This is a genomic window from Micromonospora humidisoli (assembly GCF_016900955.1).
Classification (GTDB): domain Bacteria; phylum Actinomycetota; class Actinomycetes; order Mycobacteriales; family Micromonosporaceae; genus Micromonospora; species Micromonospora wenchangensis.
In genome coordinates this window covers 1063850-1083479 of sequence record NZ_JAFEUO010000002.1, presented here as the reverse complement: position 1 = coordinate 1083479, position 19630 = coordinate 1063850, and the positions used below count along the sequence as shown (strand labels likewise).

Annotated in this window: 15 protein-coding genes; 5 read left to right on the top strand and 10 right to left on the bottom strand. The window is 74.8% G+C overall.

Annotated elements, in window-relative coordinates; genetic code table 11:
* Positions 1-10: 10 nt before the first annotated feature.
* Entirely contained in the window at positions 11-2572 is a 2562-nt protein-coding gene (gene otsB / locus JQN84_RS10390; RefSeq protein WP_204958232.1) for a trehalose-phosphatase, read from the top strand.
* Between the two features lie 157 nt (positions 2573-2729).
* Here the strand turns inward: otsB and cobA are convergent, their stop codons facing one another.
* Genes cobA through cobC form a run of 3 tightly spaced genes read right to left on the bottom strand, consistent with a single transcriptional unit; the run spans position 2730 to position 6324 of the window.
* Positions 2730-4034: a uroporphyrinogen-III C-methyltransferase gene (gene cobA / locus JQN84_RS10385; RefSeq protein WP_204958101.1), complete on the bottom strand. Its 1305-nt coding sequence runs from the start codon at positions 4032-4034 to the stop codon at positions 2730-2732.
* A complete protein-coding gene (locus JQN84_RS10380; protein ID WP_204958231.1) occupies positions 4031-5188 on the bottom strand; it encodes a nicotinate-nucleotide--dimethylbenzimidazole phosphoribosyltransferase in 1158 nt (385 codons plus the stop codon). The genes cobA and JQN84_RS10380 overlap by 4 nt, the downstream gene beginning before the upstream one ends.
* Entirely contained in the window at positions 5188-6324 is a 1137-nt protein-coding gene (gene cobC, locus JQN84_RS10375; RefSeq protein WP_204958100.1) for an Rv2231c family histidinol phosphate aminotransferase CobC, read from the bottom strand. The genes JQN84_RS10380 and cobC overlap by 1 nt, the downstream gene beginning before the upstream one ends.
* Before the next feature lie 166 nt (positions 6325-6490).
* Here cobC and JQN84_RS10370 point away from each other — a divergent pair, with 166 nt between their 5' ends.
* Positions 6491-8623, top strand: a complete 2133-nt coding sequence (locus JQN84_RS10370; RefSeq protein ID WP_204958099.1) for a transglycosylase domain-containing protein — start codon at positions 6491-6493, stop codon at positions 8621-8623.
* A gap of 40 nt (positions 8624-8663) precedes the next feature.
* On the opposite strand, the gene JQN84_RS10365 is transcribed toward JQN84_RS10370, so the two are convergent.
* On the bottom strand, positions 8664-10235 hold the full coding sequence (locus JQN84_RS10365) for a cobyrinic acid a,c-diamide synthase CobB (RefSeq protein WP_372445958.1): 1572 nt from the start codon (positions 10233-10235) through the stop codon (positions 8664-8666).
* 17 nt (positions 10236-10252) lie between these two features.
* Here JQN84_RS10365 and JQN84_RS10360 point away from each other — a divergent pair, with 17 nt between their 5' ends.
* A complete protein-coding gene (locus JQN84_RS10360) occupies positions 10253-11068 on the top strand; it encodes an SURF1 family cytochrome oxidase biogenesis protein (RefSeq protein ID WP_281894876.1) in 816 nt (271 codons plus the stop codon).
* 430 nt (positions 11069-11498) lie between these two features.
* A complete protein-coding gene (locus JQN84_RS10355) occupies positions 11499-12251 on the top strand; it encodes a hypothetical protein (RefSeq protein ID WP_204958098.1) in 753 nt (250 codons plus the stop codon).
* Between the two features lie 22 nt (positions 12252-12273).
* Here JQN84_RS10355 and JQN84_RS10350 read toward each other — a convergent pair whose 3' ends face one another.
* From JQN84_RS10350 to JQN84_RS10335, 4 genes are all read right to left on the bottom strand, one after another.
* Positions 12274-13863, bottom strand: coding sequence for an ATP-dependent DNA ligase (locus tag JQN84_RS10350; RefSeq protein ID WP_239484991.1), 1590 nt, complete (start codon positions 13861-13863; stop codon positions 12274-12276).
* A gap of 103 nt (positions 13864-13966) precedes the next feature.
* A complete protein-coding gene (locus JQN84_RS10345; protein WP_088646578.1) occupies positions 13967-14173 on the bottom strand; it encodes a hypothetical protein in 207 nt (68 codons plus the stop codon).
* A gap of 77 nt (positions 14174-14250) precedes the next feature.
* Positions 14251-15603, bottom strand: coding sequence for a dipeptidase (locus tag JQN84_RS10340; protein ID WP_204958227.1), 1353 nt, complete (start codon positions 15601-15603; stop codon positions 14251-14253).
* A gap of 36 nt (positions 15604-15639) precedes the next feature.
* The gene (locus tag JQN84_RS10335; protein WP_307821135.1) at positions 15640-16350 is read right to left on the bottom strand and encodes a uridine kinase family protein; all 711 of its coding nucleotides are present in this window, start codon (positions 16348-16350) and stop codon (positions 15640-15642) included.
* 113 nt (positions 16351-16463) lie between these two features.
* Here JQN84_RS10335 and JQN84_RS10330 point away from each other — a divergent pair, with 113 nt between their 5' ends.
* Positions 16464-16865, top strand: a complete 402-nt coding sequence (locus JQN84_RS10330; protein ID WP_204958228.1) for a rhodanese-like domain-containing protein — start codon at positions 16464-16466, stop codon at positions 16863-16865.
* A 158-nt stretch (positions 16866-17023) separates the two neighbouring features.
* Here the strand turns inward: JQN84_RS10330 and JQN84_RS10325 are convergent, their stop codons facing one another.
* Together JQN84_RS10325 and JQN84_RS10320 are read right to left on the bottom strand one after the other, a co-directional pair.
* Positions 17024-18568, bottom strand: a complete 1545-nt coding sequence (locus tag JQN84_RS10325; RefSeq protein WP_204958096.1) for a cobyric acid synthase — start codon at positions 18566-18568, stop codon at positions 17024-17026.
* The gene (locus JQN84_RS10320; RefSeq protein ID WP_204958095.1) at positions 18565-19560 is read right to left on the bottom strand and encodes a cobalamin biosynthesis protein; all 996 of its coding nucleotides are present in this window, start codon (positions 19558-19560) and stop codon (positions 18565-18567) included. Before JQN84_RS10320 ends, JQN84_RS10325 begins: the two co-directional genes overlap by 4 nt.
* Between the last annotated feature and the right edge of the window lie 70 nt (positions 19561-19630).

Below are 19630 nucleotides of genomic sequence, written 5' to 3'. Positions count from 1 at the left end.
CGCCGGGACGATGGACCCGGAACTGCTGGCCGCGATCGGACGCATCGCCCGCGTACCACAGCTCCTGGTCGCCTGCGACTACGACGGCACGCTCGCGCCGATCGTGGAGGACCCGAGCAAGGCGGTGCCGCTGCCCGAGTCGGTCGCCGCCGTCCGGGCGCTGGCCTCGCTGCCGCAGACCACCGTCGCGGTGGTCTCCGGGCGGGCGCTGCGCGACCTGGCCGCGCTGTCCCGGCTGCCCAACGAGATCCACCTCGTCGGCAGCCACGGCTCCGAGTTCGACATCGGCTTCGTCGAGCGGCTCTCCCCCGAGCTGGTCGCCGTGCGCACCCGGCTGCGCGACGCGCTGCGCGAGATCGCCCAGGCCCACCCGGGGGTACGGCTGGAACGCAAGCCGGCCAGCGTCGCGGTGCACACCCGCGGGGTCGAACCGCAGGTCGCCGCCGCCGCCGTCGAGGCCGTCCGTAACGGCCCCGCGACCTGGGACGACGTCACCGTCACCCAGGGCAAGGAGGTCATCGAGCTGTCGGTGGTCGCTACCCACAAGGGCACCGCGGTCGACCAGCTCCGCACCCAGCTCTCGGCCAGCGCGGTGCTGTTCATCGGCGACGACGTCACCGACGAGAACGCCTTCGGCACCCTGCGCGGCCCCGACCTGGGCATCAAGATCGGCCCCGGGGACACCCAGGCGCACTACCGGGTGGCCGAGCCGGTCGAGGCGGCCCGCGCGCTCGGCCTGCTGCTGGAGACCCGCCGGCACTGGCTGTTCGGCGAGCGGGCGGTGCCGATCGAACGGCACTCGATGCTGGCCAACGGCCGTACCGTCGCGCTGCTCACGCCCGAGGCCAAGGTGAGCTGGCTCTGCCACCCCAAGCCCGACTCGGCGGCGATCTTCGCCGACCTGGTCGGCGGCAGCCCGGCCGGGCACTTCACGGTCGGGCCGGAGCGCGGCGGCATTCCACTGGGCCAGCGCTACCGCAGCGGCACGATGACCGTGGAGACCCGCTGGTCGGGGCTCACCGTCACCGACTGGCTGGACCTACCCGCCCGGGAGACCACGCCGGACGGCCCGGCCGTCATCACCGGCGACTCCACCCTGGTCCGGGTGCTCACCGGCTCCGGGCGGGCCCGGATCGAGTTCGCCCCGCGTCCCGAATTCGGGCAGGTGGCCACCCAGCTCCAGCCGATGGACGACGGCCTGCTGGTGCTCGGCTCCAACGAGCCGGTCGCGCTCTACTCCCCCGGGGTGACCTGGCAGGTCCGCACCGACGGCGGCTACGAGACCGCGCACGCCGTGGTCGACCTCTCCGCCACCGGCGGCCAGGTGGTGCTGGAGCTGCGCTTCGGCACGCACAGCCTGGAGGACCACGCGGTCGGCATCCACGAACGGCAGGCCAAGGCCGAGCAGCCCTGGAAGGAGTGGGTGGCCTCGCTGCGGCTGCCCGCCACCGCCCGGGACCTGGTCGCCCGTAGCGCGCTCACCCTGCGCGGCCTCTGCCACGAGGCGACCGGCTCGATCCTGGCGGCGGCGACCACCTCGCTGCCGGAGGAGCTGGGCGGCGTCCGCAACTGGGATTACCGGTACTGCTGGCTGCGGGACGCGGCGATGACCGCGCGGGCCCTGGTCGACCTCGGCTCGATCGAGGAGGCCGAGGCGCTGCTGCGCTGGGTGGACGGCTGCATCGAGCGCACCGGCGGGCACCCCGAGCGGCTGCACCCGCTCTACACGGTGGACGGCTACGAACTGGGCGCCGAGGCGGTCATCGACACCCTGCCCGGGTACGCCGGCTCCCGGCCGGTCCGGGTCGGCAACCTCGCCAACCACCAGCTCCAACTCGACGTCTTCGGCCCGATCGCCGACCTGATCGCGGCCGTCGCCGACGCCCGGGGTTCGGTGCGCGACGACGAGTGGCGGGTGCTGGACAACATGGTCGAGGCGGTCCGCCGCCGCTGGCACGAGCCCGACCACGGCATCTGGGAGGCCCGCCTGCCACCCCGGCACCACATCTTCTCCAAGGTGATGTGCTGGATGACCGTCGACCGGGCCCTGCACGTGGTGCGTCAGCACGGCGGCGAGGACAAGCCGGAGTGGGTCGAACTGCGCGACCGGATCGGCGCCAACGTGCTGGAGAACGGCTGGCACGAGGAGGTCGAGGCGTACAGCGTCGCGTACGGCGACGAGGACATGGACGCCTCCTCGCTGTGGATCGGGCTGTCCGGCCTGCTCCCGGGGGACGACCCGCGTTTCCTCTCCACCGTGCTCAAGATCGAGGCGGATCTGCGCAGCGGCCCGGTCGTCTACCGCTACCACTGGGACGACGGTCTGCCGGGCCGGGAGGGCGGCTTCCACATCTGCACGGCGTGGCTGATCGAGGCGTACCTGCGCACCGGTCGGCGTACCGACGCCGAGGAGCTGTTCGCCCAGATGGTCGACACCGCCGGCCCGACCGGGCTGCTCCCCGAGCAGTACGACCCGCTGGCCGAGCGCGGGCTGGGCAACCATCCGCAGGCGTACAGCCACCTCGGGCTGATCCGCTGCGCCCTGCTGCTGGACAACATGCTCAAGCAGTAGCGACAGCCCCACCCGCCGCCACCTCGACCCACCCGGGCCGAGGTGGCGGCATCCCTCGCAAGATCGACTCAGTTGGGCCGAGGTAGCGCCATCCCGTGTCCCGGATGCCGCTACCTCGGCCCACAAGGGGTGGATCAAGCCGGACGGCCCGGCAGGGTCAGGGCGTCAGGGCGTCGACCACGTCGCCGATCACCACGATCGCCGGGGGACGCAGGCCCGCCGCACCCACGTCGGCCGCCACCGCGCCGAGCGTCGACCGCAGACTGCGCTGGCCGCCCGTGGTGCCCTCCTGGATCACCGCGACCGGGGTGGCCGCGTCCCGGCCGTGCCGGGTCAGGGTGTCGGCGATGGCGGCCAGGTTCTTGAGCCCCATCAGCACCACCAGGGTGCCCCGCAGGCCGGCGAGGGCCTCCCAGCGCACCAGGGAGACCGGCGAGTCCGGGGCGACATGCCCGGACACCACGGTGAACTCGTGTGCCACCGCCCGGTGGGTCACCGGGACACCGGCCGCCGCCGGCACGGCCACCGCGCTGGTCACCCCGGGCACCACGGTCACCGGCACGCCGGCCGCCGCGCAGGCCAGCAACTCCTCCCCGCCCCGCCCGAAGACGTACGGGTCGCCGCCCTTGAGGCGTACCACGACCTTGCCGGCGAGCGCCCGGTCGACCAGGATCCGGTTGATCTCCTCCTGGGCGCGCGACGGACCGTAGGGGATCTTCGCGGCGTCGACCAGTTCGACGTCGGGACGCAACTCGTCCAGGAGCAGTCCGGGCACCAACCGGTCGGCGACCACCACGTCCGCCTCGGTGAGCAGCCGCCACCCCTTGACCGTGATCAGCTCCGGGTCACCCGGCCCGGCACCGACCAGCGACACCCGACCGACCGGGCCACCCGGCCGGATCGTGGCGTCACCGGACCCGGCCGGCGTCGGTGCCGGCGGGCCCGCGAGGGGCGCGTCCGCCACCGGTTCACCCGGGTCGACTTCCCCGGGGTCGACGAGGGGGCCCGTCCGGGCGGCGAGCAGCTCCCGGACGGCGTCCCGGACACCCATCGCCCGTTTCGGGTCTCCCCCGCCCAGCACGGCCACGGTCACCGGCCCGTGCCGGGTCACCGCCGGGGTCCACGCGGTGGCCGCCGTCCGGTCGTCGGCCCGGACGCAGAAGATCCGCCGTTCGGCGGCGACGGCGCTGACCGAAGCGGCGGCGAGCGGATCGTCCACCGCGACCTGGACCAGCCACGCCCCGTCGAGGTCGTCGGGGGCGAACCGGCGCGGCCGCCAGTGCAACCGTCCGGCGTCGACGTGCGCTTGCAGGGCCGGGGTCACCTCGGGGGCGACCAGCAGCACGTCCGCGCCGGCATCCAGCAGGGCGGGTACCCGCCGGCTGGCCACGGCACCGCCGCCCACCACGACCACCCGGCGTCCGGCGAGCCGCAGGCCGAGGGGGTACGGGTTGGTGCTCACTTCTCGGAGACCCCCGCCGCGTCGAAGGTGGCGACCTCGTGCAGCACCCGGACCGCGCCGGTGACCACCGGCAGGGCCAGCAGCGCGCCGGTGCCCTCGCCGAGGCGCAGGCCGAGGTCGACGAGCGGGTCGAGGCCGAGGTGCCGCAACGCCACGGTGGCCCCCGGCTCGGCGGAACGGTGCCCGGCGACCATCGCGCCGACCGCGTCCGGGGCGAGGGCGGCGGCGGCGAGCGCGGCACTGACCGCGATCACCCCGTCGAGCAGCACCGGCACCCGGCGGGCTGCCGCGCCGAGGATCAGCCCGGTCAGCGCCGCGTGCTCCAGGCCACCGACGGCGGCCAGCACCCCCAGCGGATCGGCCGGGTCGGGCCGGTGCCGCTGAAGCGCCGTACGCACCACGTCGACCTTGCGCCGGTACGTCTCGTCGTCCACCCCGGTGCCCCGGCCGGTGGCCGCCTCCGGGTCGGCCCCGGTGAACGCGGCGACCAGCGCGGCGGCCGGCGTGGTGTTGGCGATCCCCATGTCGCCGGTGAGCAGCACCCCCGCCCCGGCGTCGAGCAGCTCACCGGCGATCCGGATGCCGGTCTCGACCGCCGCCCGCGCCTCGTCCCGGGTGAGCGCGGCGGTGACAGTCATGTCCCGGGTGCCGCGCCGCACGTTCGCGTCGACCAGGCGCGGCGGTGCCAGGGTGCCGTCGGCCGGGGCGGGCGCGGCACAGGCAGGCGCGGCGCTGTCGGGCACGGTGGCGGCTGGCACGGCGGCGCTGTCGGGCACGGCGTGGGTGGGTGGGAACGGCAGCGGCGCGGCCACGCCGACGTCGACCACGGTGACCGAGGCGCCGGCCTGCCGGGCGAACGCGTTGACGACCGCCCCGCCGGCCAGGAAGTTCCCGATCATCTGGGCGGTGACCTCCTGCGGCCACGGGCTGACCCGCTGGGCGTGCACGCCGTGGTCACCGGCGAAGATCGCCACCGCCGCCGGTTCGGGCAGCGGCGGCGGGCAGACCCCGGCCAGGCCGGCCAGGCGTACGGACAGCTCCTCCAGCGCACCCAGCGAGCCCGCCGGCTTGGTCAGTCGGGCCTGGAGGTCCCGGGCGGCCGTCATCGCCACCGGATCGGGCGGACGAATCTCCGCGATCGTCGTCTCCAGCATCATGCCTCCAGGATCTCCGCCAGTACCTCGATGAACGCATCCGTGGTGGCCGGGTCACGGACGGCGATCCGCAGCCAGTCCGGCCCCAGCCCGGGGAAGGTGTCGCCGCGTCGTACGGCCCAGCCCCGGTCACGCAGCGCCTGGCGTACCCGGTCGGCGTCGGGCCGGTGGACCAGGACGAAGGCGCTGGCCGGGCGGCCTGCGACGCGTACCCCGGGCAGGGCCGACAGGCGGCGCACCAGGTGGTCGCGGTCGGCGGCGAGCCGGGCGGCGATGGCGCGCTCGGCGGCGACGCCGGTCGGTGACGCGACGGCGGTCGCGGCGGCCAGCGCCGGGGTGGACACGGCCCACAGCGGCTGGACGGCGGCCAGCCGGGCCACCAGGGCGGACTCGCCGAGCAGGTAGCCGATCCGCAGCCCGGCCAGTCCCCAGGTCTTGGTGAGGCTGCGCACCACCACCAGGCCGGGCAGGTCCCGGCGGGCGGCGAGGGACTCGGGTTCGCCGTCGACGCCGGGGGCGGCGGTGGTGTCGGCGAACGCCTCGTCGACGACGAGCACCCGGCCGGGCCGGGCCAGGGCGGCCAGGTCGGCGGCGGGGTGCAGCACCGAGGTCGGGTTGGTCGGGTTGCCGATCATGACCAGGTCGGCGTCGGCCGGCACCCGGGCCGGGTCGAGCCGGAAGTCGTCGCCCGGGTCGAGCAGGAGCCGTTCGACCCGGTGGCCGGCGGCCCGCAGTGCGGCCTCCGGTTCGGTGAACTGCGGGTGCACCACCACCGGGCGGCGTACCCCGGCCAGGGCGCGGGCGAGCAGCACGAAGCCCTCGGCGGCACCTGCGGTGAGCAGCACCTCCGCCTCCGGGCGGCCGTGCCGGGCGGCGACGGCGGCGCGGGCCGGCCGGGGGTCGGGGTAGCCGGCCAGGTCGGCGAGGGCGGCGGTGAGCGGATCGGCCAGCCAGTCCGGCATCGGGTCCCGGCGGACGTTGACGGCCAGGTCGACCAGGCCGGGGGTGGCCTCGGCGTCCCCGTGATGGGCGAGATCCGGTTCGGTGCCGGCCGTCGTCGGGCGCACCGCCTGCGGCACGGCGTCGTCGACGCCCGGACCGGTCGACGGCGTGACGCCGGTCAGTTGCCCATGCATGTCCGCGATCCTGCCGGGAAGCCGGCGCAGGGGACAGCCGATCCCGGGGTGGTCCACATCACGGCACACCGGACGCATCACCCATGGCCACCGTCCCGGCCGGCGAACACCCGAGCATTCATGAATTTTTCTCATGTACGTATCGGAAATGTCATAACTTGACCAGGTGAGCAATCGACCCCTTGCTGCCGCTGGTCGTTCCGTTCCTCTCCTGCGTGCCGGGCTGATCGCCGGCATCGTGCTCGCCGCCGTCGCGTACCCGCTGGCCGCCGTGACCGGTCTGGGCGCCAAGGCCACCGCGCACGCCGTGGAGCACAAGACGAACATCCTGCGCACCGCCCTGCCCGCCGAGACGTCCTACCTCTACGCGCCAGACGGCAAGACGATCCTGACGATGTTCTACGAGGAGTACCGGCAGTACACCAAGTTGTCGGACATGTCGCCGAACATCCAGCAGGCCATCGTCGCCGCCGAAGACAACCGCTTCTACCAGCACCGGGGCGTCGACCCGAAGGGCGTCGCCCGCGCCTTCGTGGCCAACACCCGCTCCAGCGGCGTCTCCCAGGGCGCCTCCACCCTGACCATGCAGTACGTCCGGATGGCGCTGCGGGACAGTGCGCAGACGCCGCAGGAGGTCCAGGAGGCCACCCAACAGACCAGCCTGCGCAAGGTCAAGGAGATGCGGATGGCGCTGGACATCGAGAAGGAGCTGACCAAGGAGCAGATCCTGGAGCGCTACCTCAACTCGGCGTACTTCGGCCACCGGGCGTACGGCATCTACGCGGCGGCGCAGATCTTCTTCTCCAAGACCCCGGCCACCCTCACCCCCGTCGAGGCGGCCACCCTCGCCGGGCTGGTCAAGTCCCCCTCCGAGTACGACCCGCTCAGCTCGGACCAGAAGGAGGCCACCGGCCGGCGCAACTACGTCCTCGACAAGATGTCCCAGCTCGGCTACCTGTCCCCGGACGCCGCCGCGGTGGCCAAGAGCGAACCCATCCGGACCCGGCCCACCACCCCGGCCAACGACTGCGCCTCGATCCCCGGCACGTACAACGCCTGGGGCTTCGCCTGCGACTACGTCAAGAACTGGTGGAGCGCGCAGCCCGCGTTCGGGGAGAACCGGCTGGAACGGATGGACAAGCTGCGCCGGGGCGGCTACCGGATCGTGCTCAGCCTCGACCCGAAGGTCCAGGCCGCCGCCGAGCGGAACGTCCGCGCCAAGGAAGGCGTCGACAGCCCCTTCGCCAACGGGATCGTGGTCGCCGAACCGGGCACCGGACGGATCAAGGCGATGGCGGTGAACCGCACCTACTCCCTGGACGTCAGCGAGAACGGACCCAGCTCGAACCCCGAGGCCGACCCGAAGATGAAGGCGAACTACCCGAACACGGTCGCCCCGCTGCTCGGCGGCGGCACCCTCCCGGGCTACCAGGCCGGCTCGACGTTCAAGATGTTCCCGATGCTGGCCGCCCTGGACGCCGGGATGCCGCTGTCCACCGCCTTCGACTCGCCGTACCGCTACAAGTCCGCCGTGTACGACGGGTGGGCCCCGTCCAACGCCAGCGGGGCGATGACCGGCCGGCAGACCATGTGGTCCGGGTTCGGCAAGTCGGTGAACACCTACTTCGTCCAGCTGGAGGAGAAGATCGGCGCGGACCGGGGGGTGCACCTCGCCGAGCAGCTCGGCCTGCGCTGGCGTACCGACGTCGACAAGGAGCAGGCGTCACCCGCCAAGGCCAAGAAGTGGGGCGCGTTCACCCTGGGCGTCTCCGACGCCACCCCGCTGGAGATGGCCAACGCCTACGCCGCGATCGCCGCCGACGGGCGGTACTGCGAGGCGATGCCGGTCAACTCGATCACCAACCGGGACGGCACCCCGGCAACGTACAAGACCGCAGGTGGCATCGAACGGGAGGTCGCCAAGCCCCGCTGCCGGCAGGTGGTCAACGCCGACGCGGCCCGTGCCGCCACCGACGCGGCGCGCTGCCCCACCGGTGACACCCCGGCCAAGGGCAGCTGCGGCGGCTGGTCGACGGCGGACAGCGTGCGCCGTACGGTGGGCCGCCCGGTGGCCGGCAAGACCGGTACCACGGACAGCACCCGGTCGGCCTGGTTCGTCGGGTACACCCCGGAGCTGGCGGCGGCGAGTTTCATCGCCGACCCGGACAACCCGTTCAACGCCGTCGGCGACGGGCAGTCCCAGGTGCCGGTCAACGCGGTCGCCCAGACCCTGCGTGACGGTCTCAAGGGCACCCCGACCCGCCAGTTCACCCCGCCGTCGGACGCCATCGTCGGCTGAGGCGGGGCCGGTGGGCGCCGGGCCGATCACCCGGGGCCGGTCAGGCCGGCGCGGCGACGCCCTCGACCGGCGAGGGCAGCGCCGCCGCCGTCACCAGCCGGGTCGCGATCTCGGGGTACGCCGCCCAGTGCAGGCCGAGCTGGGAGGCGTGCACACCCCGCCAGACGAAGCCCTCGGGCGTGCCGCCCTCCCAACCCCAGGCGGCCCGCTGCCCGGACCGGGGGGTGAGCACCGCGCCGTGCTGCTTGTAACCCACCACCGTCGCACCGGTACGGGCGACCGCGCTGTCGGACAGTGCGGTCGCCTCCCGGTAGCCGACCACCAGGCCGTCCCGGCTCGCGCCGATCGCGTCCAGCACCCCGCACATCGGCAGCCCGTCCAGCTCCCGGGCCAGCCACAGCAGGCCGGTGCCCTCGGCGATCACCGGACGGCCGGTGCGGGCCAGCTCGGCCACCGCGATGCACAGCCGCCGGTTGGCCGACAGGTCCCGCGCGTACGACTCGGGCAGCGCGCCCCCGACGACCAGCGCGCGGGTGCCGGGGGGCAGCGCCTCGTCGCGCAGCGGGTCGACGGTGACCACCTGGGCCCCGGCGGCCCGCAGCAGCTCGGCGGTCTCCGGGTGGCTGTAGCTGCCGCCGGGTCCGCCGGCGAGCGCCACCACCGGCGCGTCCCCCACCGACACGTCTCCTACCGGCACGTCTCCCACCGCAGCGGCGGACGCCGGCGACCAGGGCGGGACGGACAGTGTCGGGGCGGAGCGGGCCAACCCGAGCAGGCGTTCCAGGTCGACCGTCCCGGCGACCGCCTCGCCGAGCCGGCGCACCGCGCGCAACGCCTCGGCGTCGCGGCCGAGGACCGGCACCACGCCGTGCCGACGGGCGGGCAGCACCGGGGGCAGTTCGTGCCGGCGCAGCGCGCCGTAGACCGGCATCCCGACGTCGTCGAGTGCCTCCCGGAGCATCGCCTCGTGCCGGCCGGAGGCGACCTGGGTGAGGATCACCCCGCCCAACCAGAGCTGCTCGTCGTACGAGCGGAAGCCGTGCACCAGGGCCGCCACCGACTGGCCCATCGCCGCCACGTCGATGACCAGCACGACGGGGCTACGCAGCGCGGTCGCCACGGCGGCCGTGGACTCCGCCTCGGGCCGGCCCGCGACCGAGTCGTACAACCCCATGGTGCCCTGGACCAGGGCCAACGCGGCGCCCTGCGCGCCGTAGGCGAAGAGCGGCCCGAGCCGGTCGCCGCCGATCAGCCGGGGGTCGAGGGTACGGCCGGGACGGCCGGCGGCCAGGCCGAGGTAGGCGGCGTCGACGTGGTCCGGGCCGACCTTGAAACCGGCGACGTCGAGCCCCCGGTCGGCGAGAGCGGCGAGCAGACCGACGGACAACGCGTTGGTGCCGTGACCGGAGGACGGCGCGCTGAACACGAGGCGCGGCACGGCGGTCATCATCGACTCCTCGGTGGCGACGGGCGGTGGCTCGCGGACGGCCGGGAGGAACACCGGCGGCGACCCGCAGGCGTGACCATACCCGCCCCCGGCGACAGGTGGAGACCGCCGATCCGACGCCGTACGGGCCGGTGCCGGGCCGTCGCGCAGGGTGGCGTCGGTCATACGGGTAGCCTCGTGCTGTGTACCGGTTCCTGCTGACCCCACGCTGGCTGGGCATCCTCGCGCTGACCCTGGTCGCCGCCGCCGTCATGGTGCTGCTCGGCAACTGGCAGCTGGACCGTTACCGGGAACGCACCGCCGTCAACGAGCGGATCGACGCCGGCACCGCCGGCACCCCCGCGCCGCTGCGGTCGACGCTGCCGGCCCCCACCGGCGGCGCGGGCACCGTCGGCGCGGCCCCCGCCGCGCAGGCCGAGTGGAGCAGGGTCACCGCCACCGGCCGGTACGACGCCACGAACGTCATCCTGGTCCGGGGCCGGACGGTGGAGAGCCGGGTCGGCTTCGAGGTGCTCGTCCCACTGGTGCTCGACGACGGCACGGCCGTGCTGGTCGACCGGGGCTGGGTCCCCCCGGCGCCCGGCGGCGCGCTGGCCATGCCCGAGGTGCCGGCGCTGCCGACCGGTCAGGTGACCGTCGTCGGCCGGGTGCACCCCACCGAGACCGGTGGCAACGGCGTGGACCGGCGCGACGGCCGGTTGGAGACCCGTCGGGTGACCGTGGACAAGCTGGCCCGGGAACTGCCGTACCCGCTGCACGGGGCGTACCTGCTGCTCGACGAGCAGACCCCGGCGAACGACCCGGCGTTCCGGGCGGTACCGATCGGGCACACGAACAACTGGCAGAACTTCGGCTACGTCGTCCAGTGGTGGTTGTTCGCCGCGATGACGCTCTTCGGCTACGGCTGGGTGGCCCGGCGGGAGGCCCGACGCGCCGCCGGCCTGGACGCCCCGAAGCCCCCCGTCGACCGCGCCGCCGAACCGGCCACCTCCGCCTGACCCGCCGGGCCTGCGGACCCGGGCGGTTCCTGCCGGACAGTCGGTGCGGGTGCCGGCCGACCCGCGCCACGGCCCACCACCGCCGGCCCGCGCCGCCCCCCACGGCCCACCGCCGGCCGGCCCGGTGCCAGCCAGGCGGCGTCCCACCATGGGTGCGCGTCCTTTCGAGCTGATGACGTCACGACATCAACCGGTCGAGTGCCGGGGCCGCGCGACTCGGTCCACCACTCCCGGTAGCCTGCGACTCGTTCTCGTCATCACCTCGAAAGGACGCACGACAGGCACCCACCCGGCCGGGGCGACCGGCAGGCGATTGGTTGCACCGGGCCCTCGGCGGGCCGTCGGGCCCAGGTCCGAACCACGCGGGGACGCGGGACGAAACCGGACGCTGTATGGTCCGCAGGATGTCCAACGCGCGTGAGGTGTCGCGGTGACCTCCGACCCCGCCCCGTCGTATCCGTCCGATCCGCCCACGCAGACGAGCCCCGCCTCCGACCCGTGGGCGTTGTCGCCGCACGCGCCCCCGCCCCCGGCGGCCTTCCCCGCGCCCCCGGCACAACAGACACCGTCCACGGCCCCGTTCCCGACTGCGCCTCCCCTGGCGGCACCGGTGAACCCCGCCACCTCGTCGACGGCCGATCCCTACTCCGCACCACCCGCCCAGTTCTCCGCACCACCCGCGCAGTTCTCCGCACCGCCGGCCCAGTTCTCCGCACCGCCCGCCCAGTTCCCGGCACCGGCCGGGGTCGACCCGTACGCCGCGCCGGTGGGCCAGCCGGGGCCGTACCCGCCGCAGTTCACCCCGCAGCTGCCGGGGGCGGCGGCTTTTCAGCAGCCGGCGGCGGTGCAGATCGGCGAGATCATGGTGAGTCCGCCGATGATCCGTACCCCGTCCGGGATGATGCCCCTGGCCGGTGCCACCTGGTACGTGACCGACCACTGGCAGCGGGAGGAGAAGATCGCCAGTTGGGCGATGGTCTGCGCCATCCTCGGCTTCTTCTGCCTCACCATCTTCAGCCTGCTCTTTCTGCTGATCAAGGAGACCCGTTACCACGGCACGGTGCAGGTGACGGTGACCAGCGGCGGCCACCAGTACGTGGCCCGTATCCCGGTCCTCGACCAGGGACAGGTGCAGCAGATCAACAACCAGGTCAACTACGCCCGTTCGCTGTCCGTGCTCTGACCGACCGTCCCACCGGCGCGGCTCAGCCGGTGGGACGCCCGGCGTGCAGCGCCCGGACCGTGTCGATGGTGTCCGCCTCGGCGGCCGACTTGTCGTCGCGGTAGCGCAGCACCCGGGCGAACCGGAGGGCCACCCCGCCCGGGTAGCGGGTGCTGGCGAGCACCCCGTCGAAGGCGATCTCGACCACCTGCTCGGGGCGGACCCGCACCACCCAGTCGCCACGCTCCACGGCCAGCCCGAGGAAGCGTTCCGTCTGCCAGCGCAGCAGGTCGTCGGTGAGGCCCTTGAAGGTCTTGCCGAGCATGACGAACTCGCCGGTGCGCGGGTCCCGGGCGCCGAGGTGGAGGTTGGACAGCCAGCCCTGCCGCCGGCCGCTGCCCCACTCGACGGCCAGCACGACCAGGTCGAGGGTGTGCCGCGGCTTGACCTTGACCCAGGCGGTGCCCCGTCGACCGGCGTCGTAGGGCGCGTCCGGCGACTTGACCACCACCCCCTCCTGACCGGCGTCGAGCGCGGCGGCGAACACCGCACCGGCCTGCTCGGGGTCGTCCACCTCGGACCGGCCGACCAGCAACGACCCGTCGACGACGTCGGCGAGCCGGGCCCACCGCTGCCGGCCCGGCAGGTCGATCAGGTCGTCGCCGTCGAGGTGCAGCAGGTCGAAGAAGTACGGGGTGAGCGCGGTCGCCTCGGCCAGCGGGGCCACGTCGGCCGCACCGCTGGCGGAGGTGACCCCGGTCGCGGCGGCGGTGGCCCGGCGGGCCGCCCGGCTGGAGGTCTGCGGGAACGGCAGTGGACGCCCGGCGGTGTCCAACCCGATCGCCTCGCCGTCGAGCACGACGTCCCGGACCGGCAGGGCGCGTACGGCGTCGACCACCCCGGGCAGCCGGGTGGTGATCTCGTCGAGGCTGCGGGTGAAGACCGCGACGTCGTCGCCGGAGCGGTGCACCTGGATGCGGATGCCGTCGATTTTGACGTCGACCACGGCCGGGACCCCGGTGGCCTGGAGCGCGGCGTCGACCGAGGGTGCGCTCTGGGCCAGCATCGGCGCGAGCGGGCGGCCCACCCGGAGCCCGAACCCGGCCAGCGCGGCGGCCCCGCCGGTGCGGGCGGCCAGCGCGACGGCCCGCAGGTCACCGGCGAGCAGCAGGGCGCGGCGGACCGCCGTCACCGGGACCTCGGCGGCCTTGGCGACGGCGTCGGCGAGCAGGCCCGCCTGGGCGCCCTGGCGCAGTTCGCCCCGGAACAGGTCGACCAGCAGCCGCTGCTCGTCAGCGGTGGCGGCCCCGAAGAGGGTGCCGAGCAGGTGCCGGCGGCGGGCCTGGGAACCCGGACCGTGCACGGCGGCGATCTCGTCGATCGCCGCGTCGACGGCGGTCACGGTCAGGGTCGGCTCGGCGGCCGGCGGCGGCAGGTCACGCAGGCTGGCCCAGCCCACGCCGGTTTGCCGTTGGCGCAGCTCACCGGCGAGGTAGCCGGAGCCGACCGACACCTCGGACGGGTCGAGCGCCCGCAACGCGTCGGCCAGCAACTCCACCTTGGCCCGCCGGCCGGAGGTGGCCGCGACGGCCGCGGAGGTGGCTGCCAGGTCGAGGAACCGCACGCACCTCATCCTGCCAGCCACCCCCGACATCGCCCGGGTATTGCCGTACCCGGGCCGTCCCGATCCGGCCGTCCTCCCCAGTGGCGTCGGGTGTGGGCACCCGGACCACGGCTCAGACCGAGACGGGTTCCTCGATGCGCAGACCCCGGGCGCGGACGCCGTCGGCGACCCGGGACAGCACGCCGTCCAGGGCGACCAACACCGCCGAGAGCTCGCCGAGCTGTTCCTTGAGCGTGTCCTCGGGCCACGCGGAGACGTCGACGTCCCCCAGAGCGCTCACGGCGGCTTCCAGCCGCGTCATCACGTCGTTCGTACGCATGTTCGAAAGGCTATACCAGACTGCCGTCCGACACGCCGCGAACTGCGACATCGACCCCGAAGTTATGGTTCCGCGACCTAACCGGCCCGCCGACCCTGCTCGGCCACCTTCGCCAGCAGCAACGCCTCCGCCAGGCAGACCCGGGCGAACTCGCCGAGGTGCAGGCTCTCGTTGGGGCCGTGCGCCCGCGCGTGCGGATCCTCCACCCCGGTCACCAGGATCGCCGCCTGCGGGAACATCTCCTGGAAGGTGGCGATGAACGGGATCGAACCGCCGACGCCGATGTCCACCGGCTCGGTGCCGTCCCAGGCGGCCCGGAAGGCGGCGCGGGCCGCGTCGAACATCGGCCCCGACGCGTCGATGACACACGGGTCGCCGTCGTGTTCCAGGGTCACCGCCACCCGGGCCCCCCACGGCGCGTGCTTCTCCAGGTGGGTACGCACCGCGTCGTACGCCCGCTTGGGGTCGTCGCCCGGCGCCAGCCGTACGCTCAGCTTGGCCTTCGCCGCCGGGACCAGCGCGTTGGGTGCCTCGCCGGTGGCCGGGGCGTCGATGCCGAGCACCGCCACCGCCGGTCGGGTCCAGAGCCGGTCGGTGATCCGGCCGGTGCCGATCAGCGCGACCCCCTCGGCCAGCCCGGCCTCGGCCCGGAACCGGTCCTCCGGATAGTCGACGGCAGCCCCCGCCCCGGCGGTCAGGCCGTCGACGGCCACGTCCCCGGCGTCGTCGTGCAGGGTCGCCAGCAGGCGGACCAGCGCGGTCAACGCGTCCGGCACGGCCCCGCCGAACATGCCGCTGTGCACCGCGTGGTCCAGGGTGCGCAGCTCGACGAACAGGTTGACCACGCCGCGCAGCGAGGTGGTCAGGGCCGGCACGCCCACGTCCCAGTTGGTGGAGTCGGCGATCACGATGACGTCCGAGGCGATCTCCTCGCGGTGCTCGGTGAGCAGCCGCTCCAGCGAGTCGGAGCCGTACTCCTCCTCGCCCTCGATGAACAGCACCACACCGACCGGGAGCTGGTCGCCGAAGGCGCGCAGGGCGGCGACGTGCGCCATGATGCCGGCCTTGTCGTCGGCCGCGCCGCGCCCGTAGAGACGGCCGTCCCGCTCGACCGGCTCGAACGGCTCGGACTCCCACAGCGACAGGTCGCCGACGGGCTGCACGTCGTGGTGGGCGTACATGAGCACGGTGGGTGCGCCGGGCGGGGCGGGCTTCGTCCCGATCACGGCGGGCTGGCCGCCCGACCGCACGATCCGCACGTCGAGACCGCAGCCGCGCAGCAACTCGGCGACCGCCTCGGCGGAACGCTCGACGTGCGAGTGGTCGAACCCCTCGAACGCGATGCCGGGGATGCGGACGAGACGTTCCAGGTCGGCACGGACCCCGGGCAGTTCCCGCGCGACGGCGGCCCGTACCTCGGACTCGGACATGATCGGTGAGGTCATGACCGGCATCGTATGCCGGCCTTACCGCGAGCCACCCGGCGAGCCGGAACCCGCGGTCGGGCCGGACCGGCGACCGGCCGCAGCCGCCGGCCCGGGAGCACCGGCCGACACCGGGCGGCGGACGTAGTAGCGCTCCGCATCGTGCGGCAGGGTCGGTGCGCCGTCGACCACCAGGTCGACCGCGTCGGTGGTCCGGTCGGCCGCGAAGTGGGCCGCCTCCCCCGCGTGCCAGCGGCGCAGTTCCGCCAGCAGGTGCGCACCGTCGCGGTCCAGCGCGCGCCGCAACCGCACCGCATCCGGCGCGGTGACCTGCACCGACAGGGTCAGCTCCGGGCGGATCGCCGCCCGCGCCGCGCTCACCCCCTCCAGCAGCAGCACCGGCGCGACAGGCACCGGCACCGCGCGGGGCAGGAACGCCCGACGCACCCAGCTGTACCGCCGGTAGGACCCCGGTCGCCCGGCCCGCAGCGGGGTGAGCACCCGGTCCTCCAGCCGGGTCCAGAAGGTGAACTGGTCGTCCCAGCCGTCGAGCAGGTCGTCGGTGTGCACCACCGGTGGCCGCCCGCCGTCGGGCAGGCCGGCCAGGGCGTCCGCGAGGCGCGCGGTGAAGACGCTCTTGCCCGCGCCGCTGGGTCCGTCGACGGCCACCAGTCGGGTACGCCCCAGCCGCGCCGGCCCGGCGAGCACCCGCCGGGCCAGCGTCGCGTACGCCTCGACCAGGGCCACCGTCACACCGGTGACGCTAGTGGGTGTCCCCCGTGAGCCTGGTTCCACCGTGGGGAGCGCGGTTCGTCGGGCGGGGCCCGTGGGTGCCGGGGCATGATCTGGACGTGCTCAATGACGTGATGAGTCCCGGCGTGGACGCCCTGCTGGAACAGGCCCGGGCCGGGCTGCGCCGGCTGAGTCCTCACCAGACGGTCGAGGCGGTACGGGCGGGTGCGCTGCTGGTCGACACGCGTACCGAGGGACAGCGCCGGGAGCAGGGGGAACTACCCGGCGCGATAGTCATCGACCGGACGGTGCTGGAGTGGCGGCTGGACCCGGCCAGCCGGTGGCGCATTCCCGAGGCGACCGGCTACGACCGGGAGATCGTGGTGGCCTGCCGGCACGGCTTCAGCTCCAGCCTGGCGGCGGCGGGCCTGCAGGCGTTGGGCCTGCGCAACGCCACCGACATGATCGGCGGTGTGCAGGGGTGGCTGGAGGCCGGCCTGCCGTTGTCGGACCAGCCCGCCGACGTGCGCGGCTGACGACCGGGCCCGGCACGACGACGGCCCGACCGATCTGCCTGGCCCGGACCGGCTGCCCAGCCGGTGCGGGCACGGGGCCGGTGCGGGCACGGGGCCGGTGCGGGCTCGGGGCCGGTGCGGGCACGGGGCCGGGCTTCCGGCCGGTGCGGGCGGGGTGGTCAGCTCGTCGGTGGTGCGCCGGGTGGGATGAAGGGCAGGTCGGCGGGGGCGCCGGTCTCGATGAGCCGGCACAGCGCGGCGGTGTCGAGGTGTTCCTCGACCAGGTCGCCGAGCAGGTCGAGGGAGCGTTCGCGGGCGGCGTCGAAACTGGTGCCCGGTGCGACGGTGAAGCCGTGCCGACCGGCCGACCGGGCCACCTCGGTCAGGAACCGGCGGCGGAACCCGTCGGACTCGAACGCGCCGTGCCAGTGGGTGCCGTGCACCGCGCCGAGCCGCGCGCCCTCGGGCCGCCCGTCGGCGTGGTGCAGCAGTGGGGGCAGGTCCGCGTCGGCGGTGGAGACGTACCCGTGGTGGATCTCGTAGCCGCGTACCGCGACGTCGGGGGCGGCGGTGCCGACGGCGGGGCGGACGGTCTTGACCGGGTCGAAGGTGATCTCGATGGGGAGCAGGCCGAGGCCGGGGACACTGCCCCGGCGGCTCTCCACCTGATCGTGGATGGCGGTGGCCAGCATCTGGAAGCCACCGCAGATGCCGAGCAGCGGCCGGCCGGCGGCGGCGTGCGCGGTGACCGCCTCGGCGAGCCCGGTCTCCCGCAGCCAGGCCAGGTCGGCGACGGTGGACTTCGAGCCGGGCAGGACGACCAGGTCGGCGGCGGCCAGCTCGGCGGGCTCGACGGTGAGCCGGACCCGGACGCCCGGTTCGGTGGCGAGGGCCTCCACGTCGGTGGCGTTGCTGATCCGGGGCAGCCGGACCACGGCGACGTCGAGCCAGTCGGTGCCGTGCGGGGCGGCGGGCCGGCCGAGCACCCGGCCGTAGGCGAGCGAGTCCTCGGCGTCGAGCCACAGGTCGAGGTGCCAGGGCAGCACCCCGTAGGTGGGCCGGCCGGTGACCCGGTGCAGCATGTCGAGCCCGGGGCGGAGCAGCCCGAGGTCGCCCCGGAACTTGTTGATCACGAAGCCGGCGATCAGCGCCTGGTCGGCGGGGTCGAGCAGGGCCACCGTGCCGAACATCGAAGCGAACACGCCACCCCGGTCGATGTCGCCGACCACGATCGTGGGGAGCCCGGCGTGCCGGGCGAGCCCCATGTTGACGTAGTCGCCGGCCCGTAGGTTGATCTCGGCGGGGCTGCCCGCCCCCTCGCAGATCACCACGTCGTACGTCGCCCGCAGTTCGGCCAGGGCCGCGTACGCCGTCTCGGCGAGCTTCGGACGCAGGGCCCGGAAGTTGCCGGCGGTGACCGTGTCGACGGCCTCGCCGAGCAGCACCACCTGACTGGCCAGGTCGCTGCCGGGCTTGAGCAGCACCGGGTTGAACCGCAGGTCGGGGGCGAGCCCGCAGGCGGCGGCCTGCATCGCCTGGGCCCGCCCGATCTCGCCGCCCCGCCCGTCCGGGCCGACCACCACGGCGGAGTTGTTGGACATGTTCTGCGCCTTGAACGGGGCCACGGCGACGCCCTGCCGGTGCAGCCAGCGGCAGATGCCGGCGGTGAGCACGCTCTTGCCCGCGTCGGAGGTGGTGCCCGCGACGAGCAGCCCGCCGCTCACCGGCGACGCCCCCCACCCCACAGCGTGCCACCGGTGGCGGCGACCAGCCGACCCCCGGTCGTCGGCCAGGCCGCGGCCAGCGCGAGCGCGGCCAGGCCGACCGTGCCGGAGAGCCGGGCGGCCCGCTTGAGGTGCCGCGCCTCGGGGCGTGGGCCGTCGCCGAGGAAGGGCCGCACCTCGGACCGCCCGAAGTAGACGTTCCGGCCGCCGAGCCGGACGCCCAGCGCACCGGCCATGGCCGCCTCGCACTGACCGGCGTTGGGGCTGGGGTGGTCGTTGCGGTCCCGACGCCAGACCTGCCAGGCCCGTCCCCGGTCGCCGTGCACGGTGGGTGCGGCGGCCACGGTGAGCAGCCCGGTCAGTCGGGCCGGCACCAGGTTGAGCAGGTCGTCGAGCCGGGCGGCCGGGGTGCCGAACCGGGCGTAGGGCGGTGAGCGGTGCCCGACCATAGCGTCGAGGGTGTTGGCCGCCCGGTAGCCGAGCAGGCCGGGCAGCCCGGCGAGGGCACCCCAGAGCAGCGGCGCGACGACGGCGTCGGAGGTGTTCTCGGCCACCGACTCGACGGTGGCGCGGGCCAACTCGCTCTCGTCGAGCCGGGACGGGTCCCGACCGCAGAGGTGCCCGAGCCGGTGCCGGGCCGCCGGCAGGTCACCGGCGCGCAGCGCCGCGCCCATCACGGTCGCCTCGTGGCGCAGGGTCCGCCCGCCGAGCACCGTCCAGGTGCCGGCGGCCACGGCCAGGGCCCGGACCACCGGGTGCCGCCGGGTGGCCCGGCTGACCGCCGCCCCGAGCAGCACCGGCCCGCCCACCGCGACGGCGGTGAAGAGCGCCCCCGCCCGGCGGTCGGCGCGGTAGACCCGTCGTTCCAGGGCACCGGCGGCCCGGCCGAAGCCGGCCACCGGATGCCAGCGCCGAGGATCGCCGAGCAGGCTGTCCAGCGCGTACCCGGCCAGCAGCCCGACCGTGTCCGCCGTCGCTGTGCGTCGCCCCACCCGTCACCACCTCCGGCCGGCCAGCCTAGTCGTACGGCGGGGTGGCCACGTCGCCGTCGCCACCCCGCCC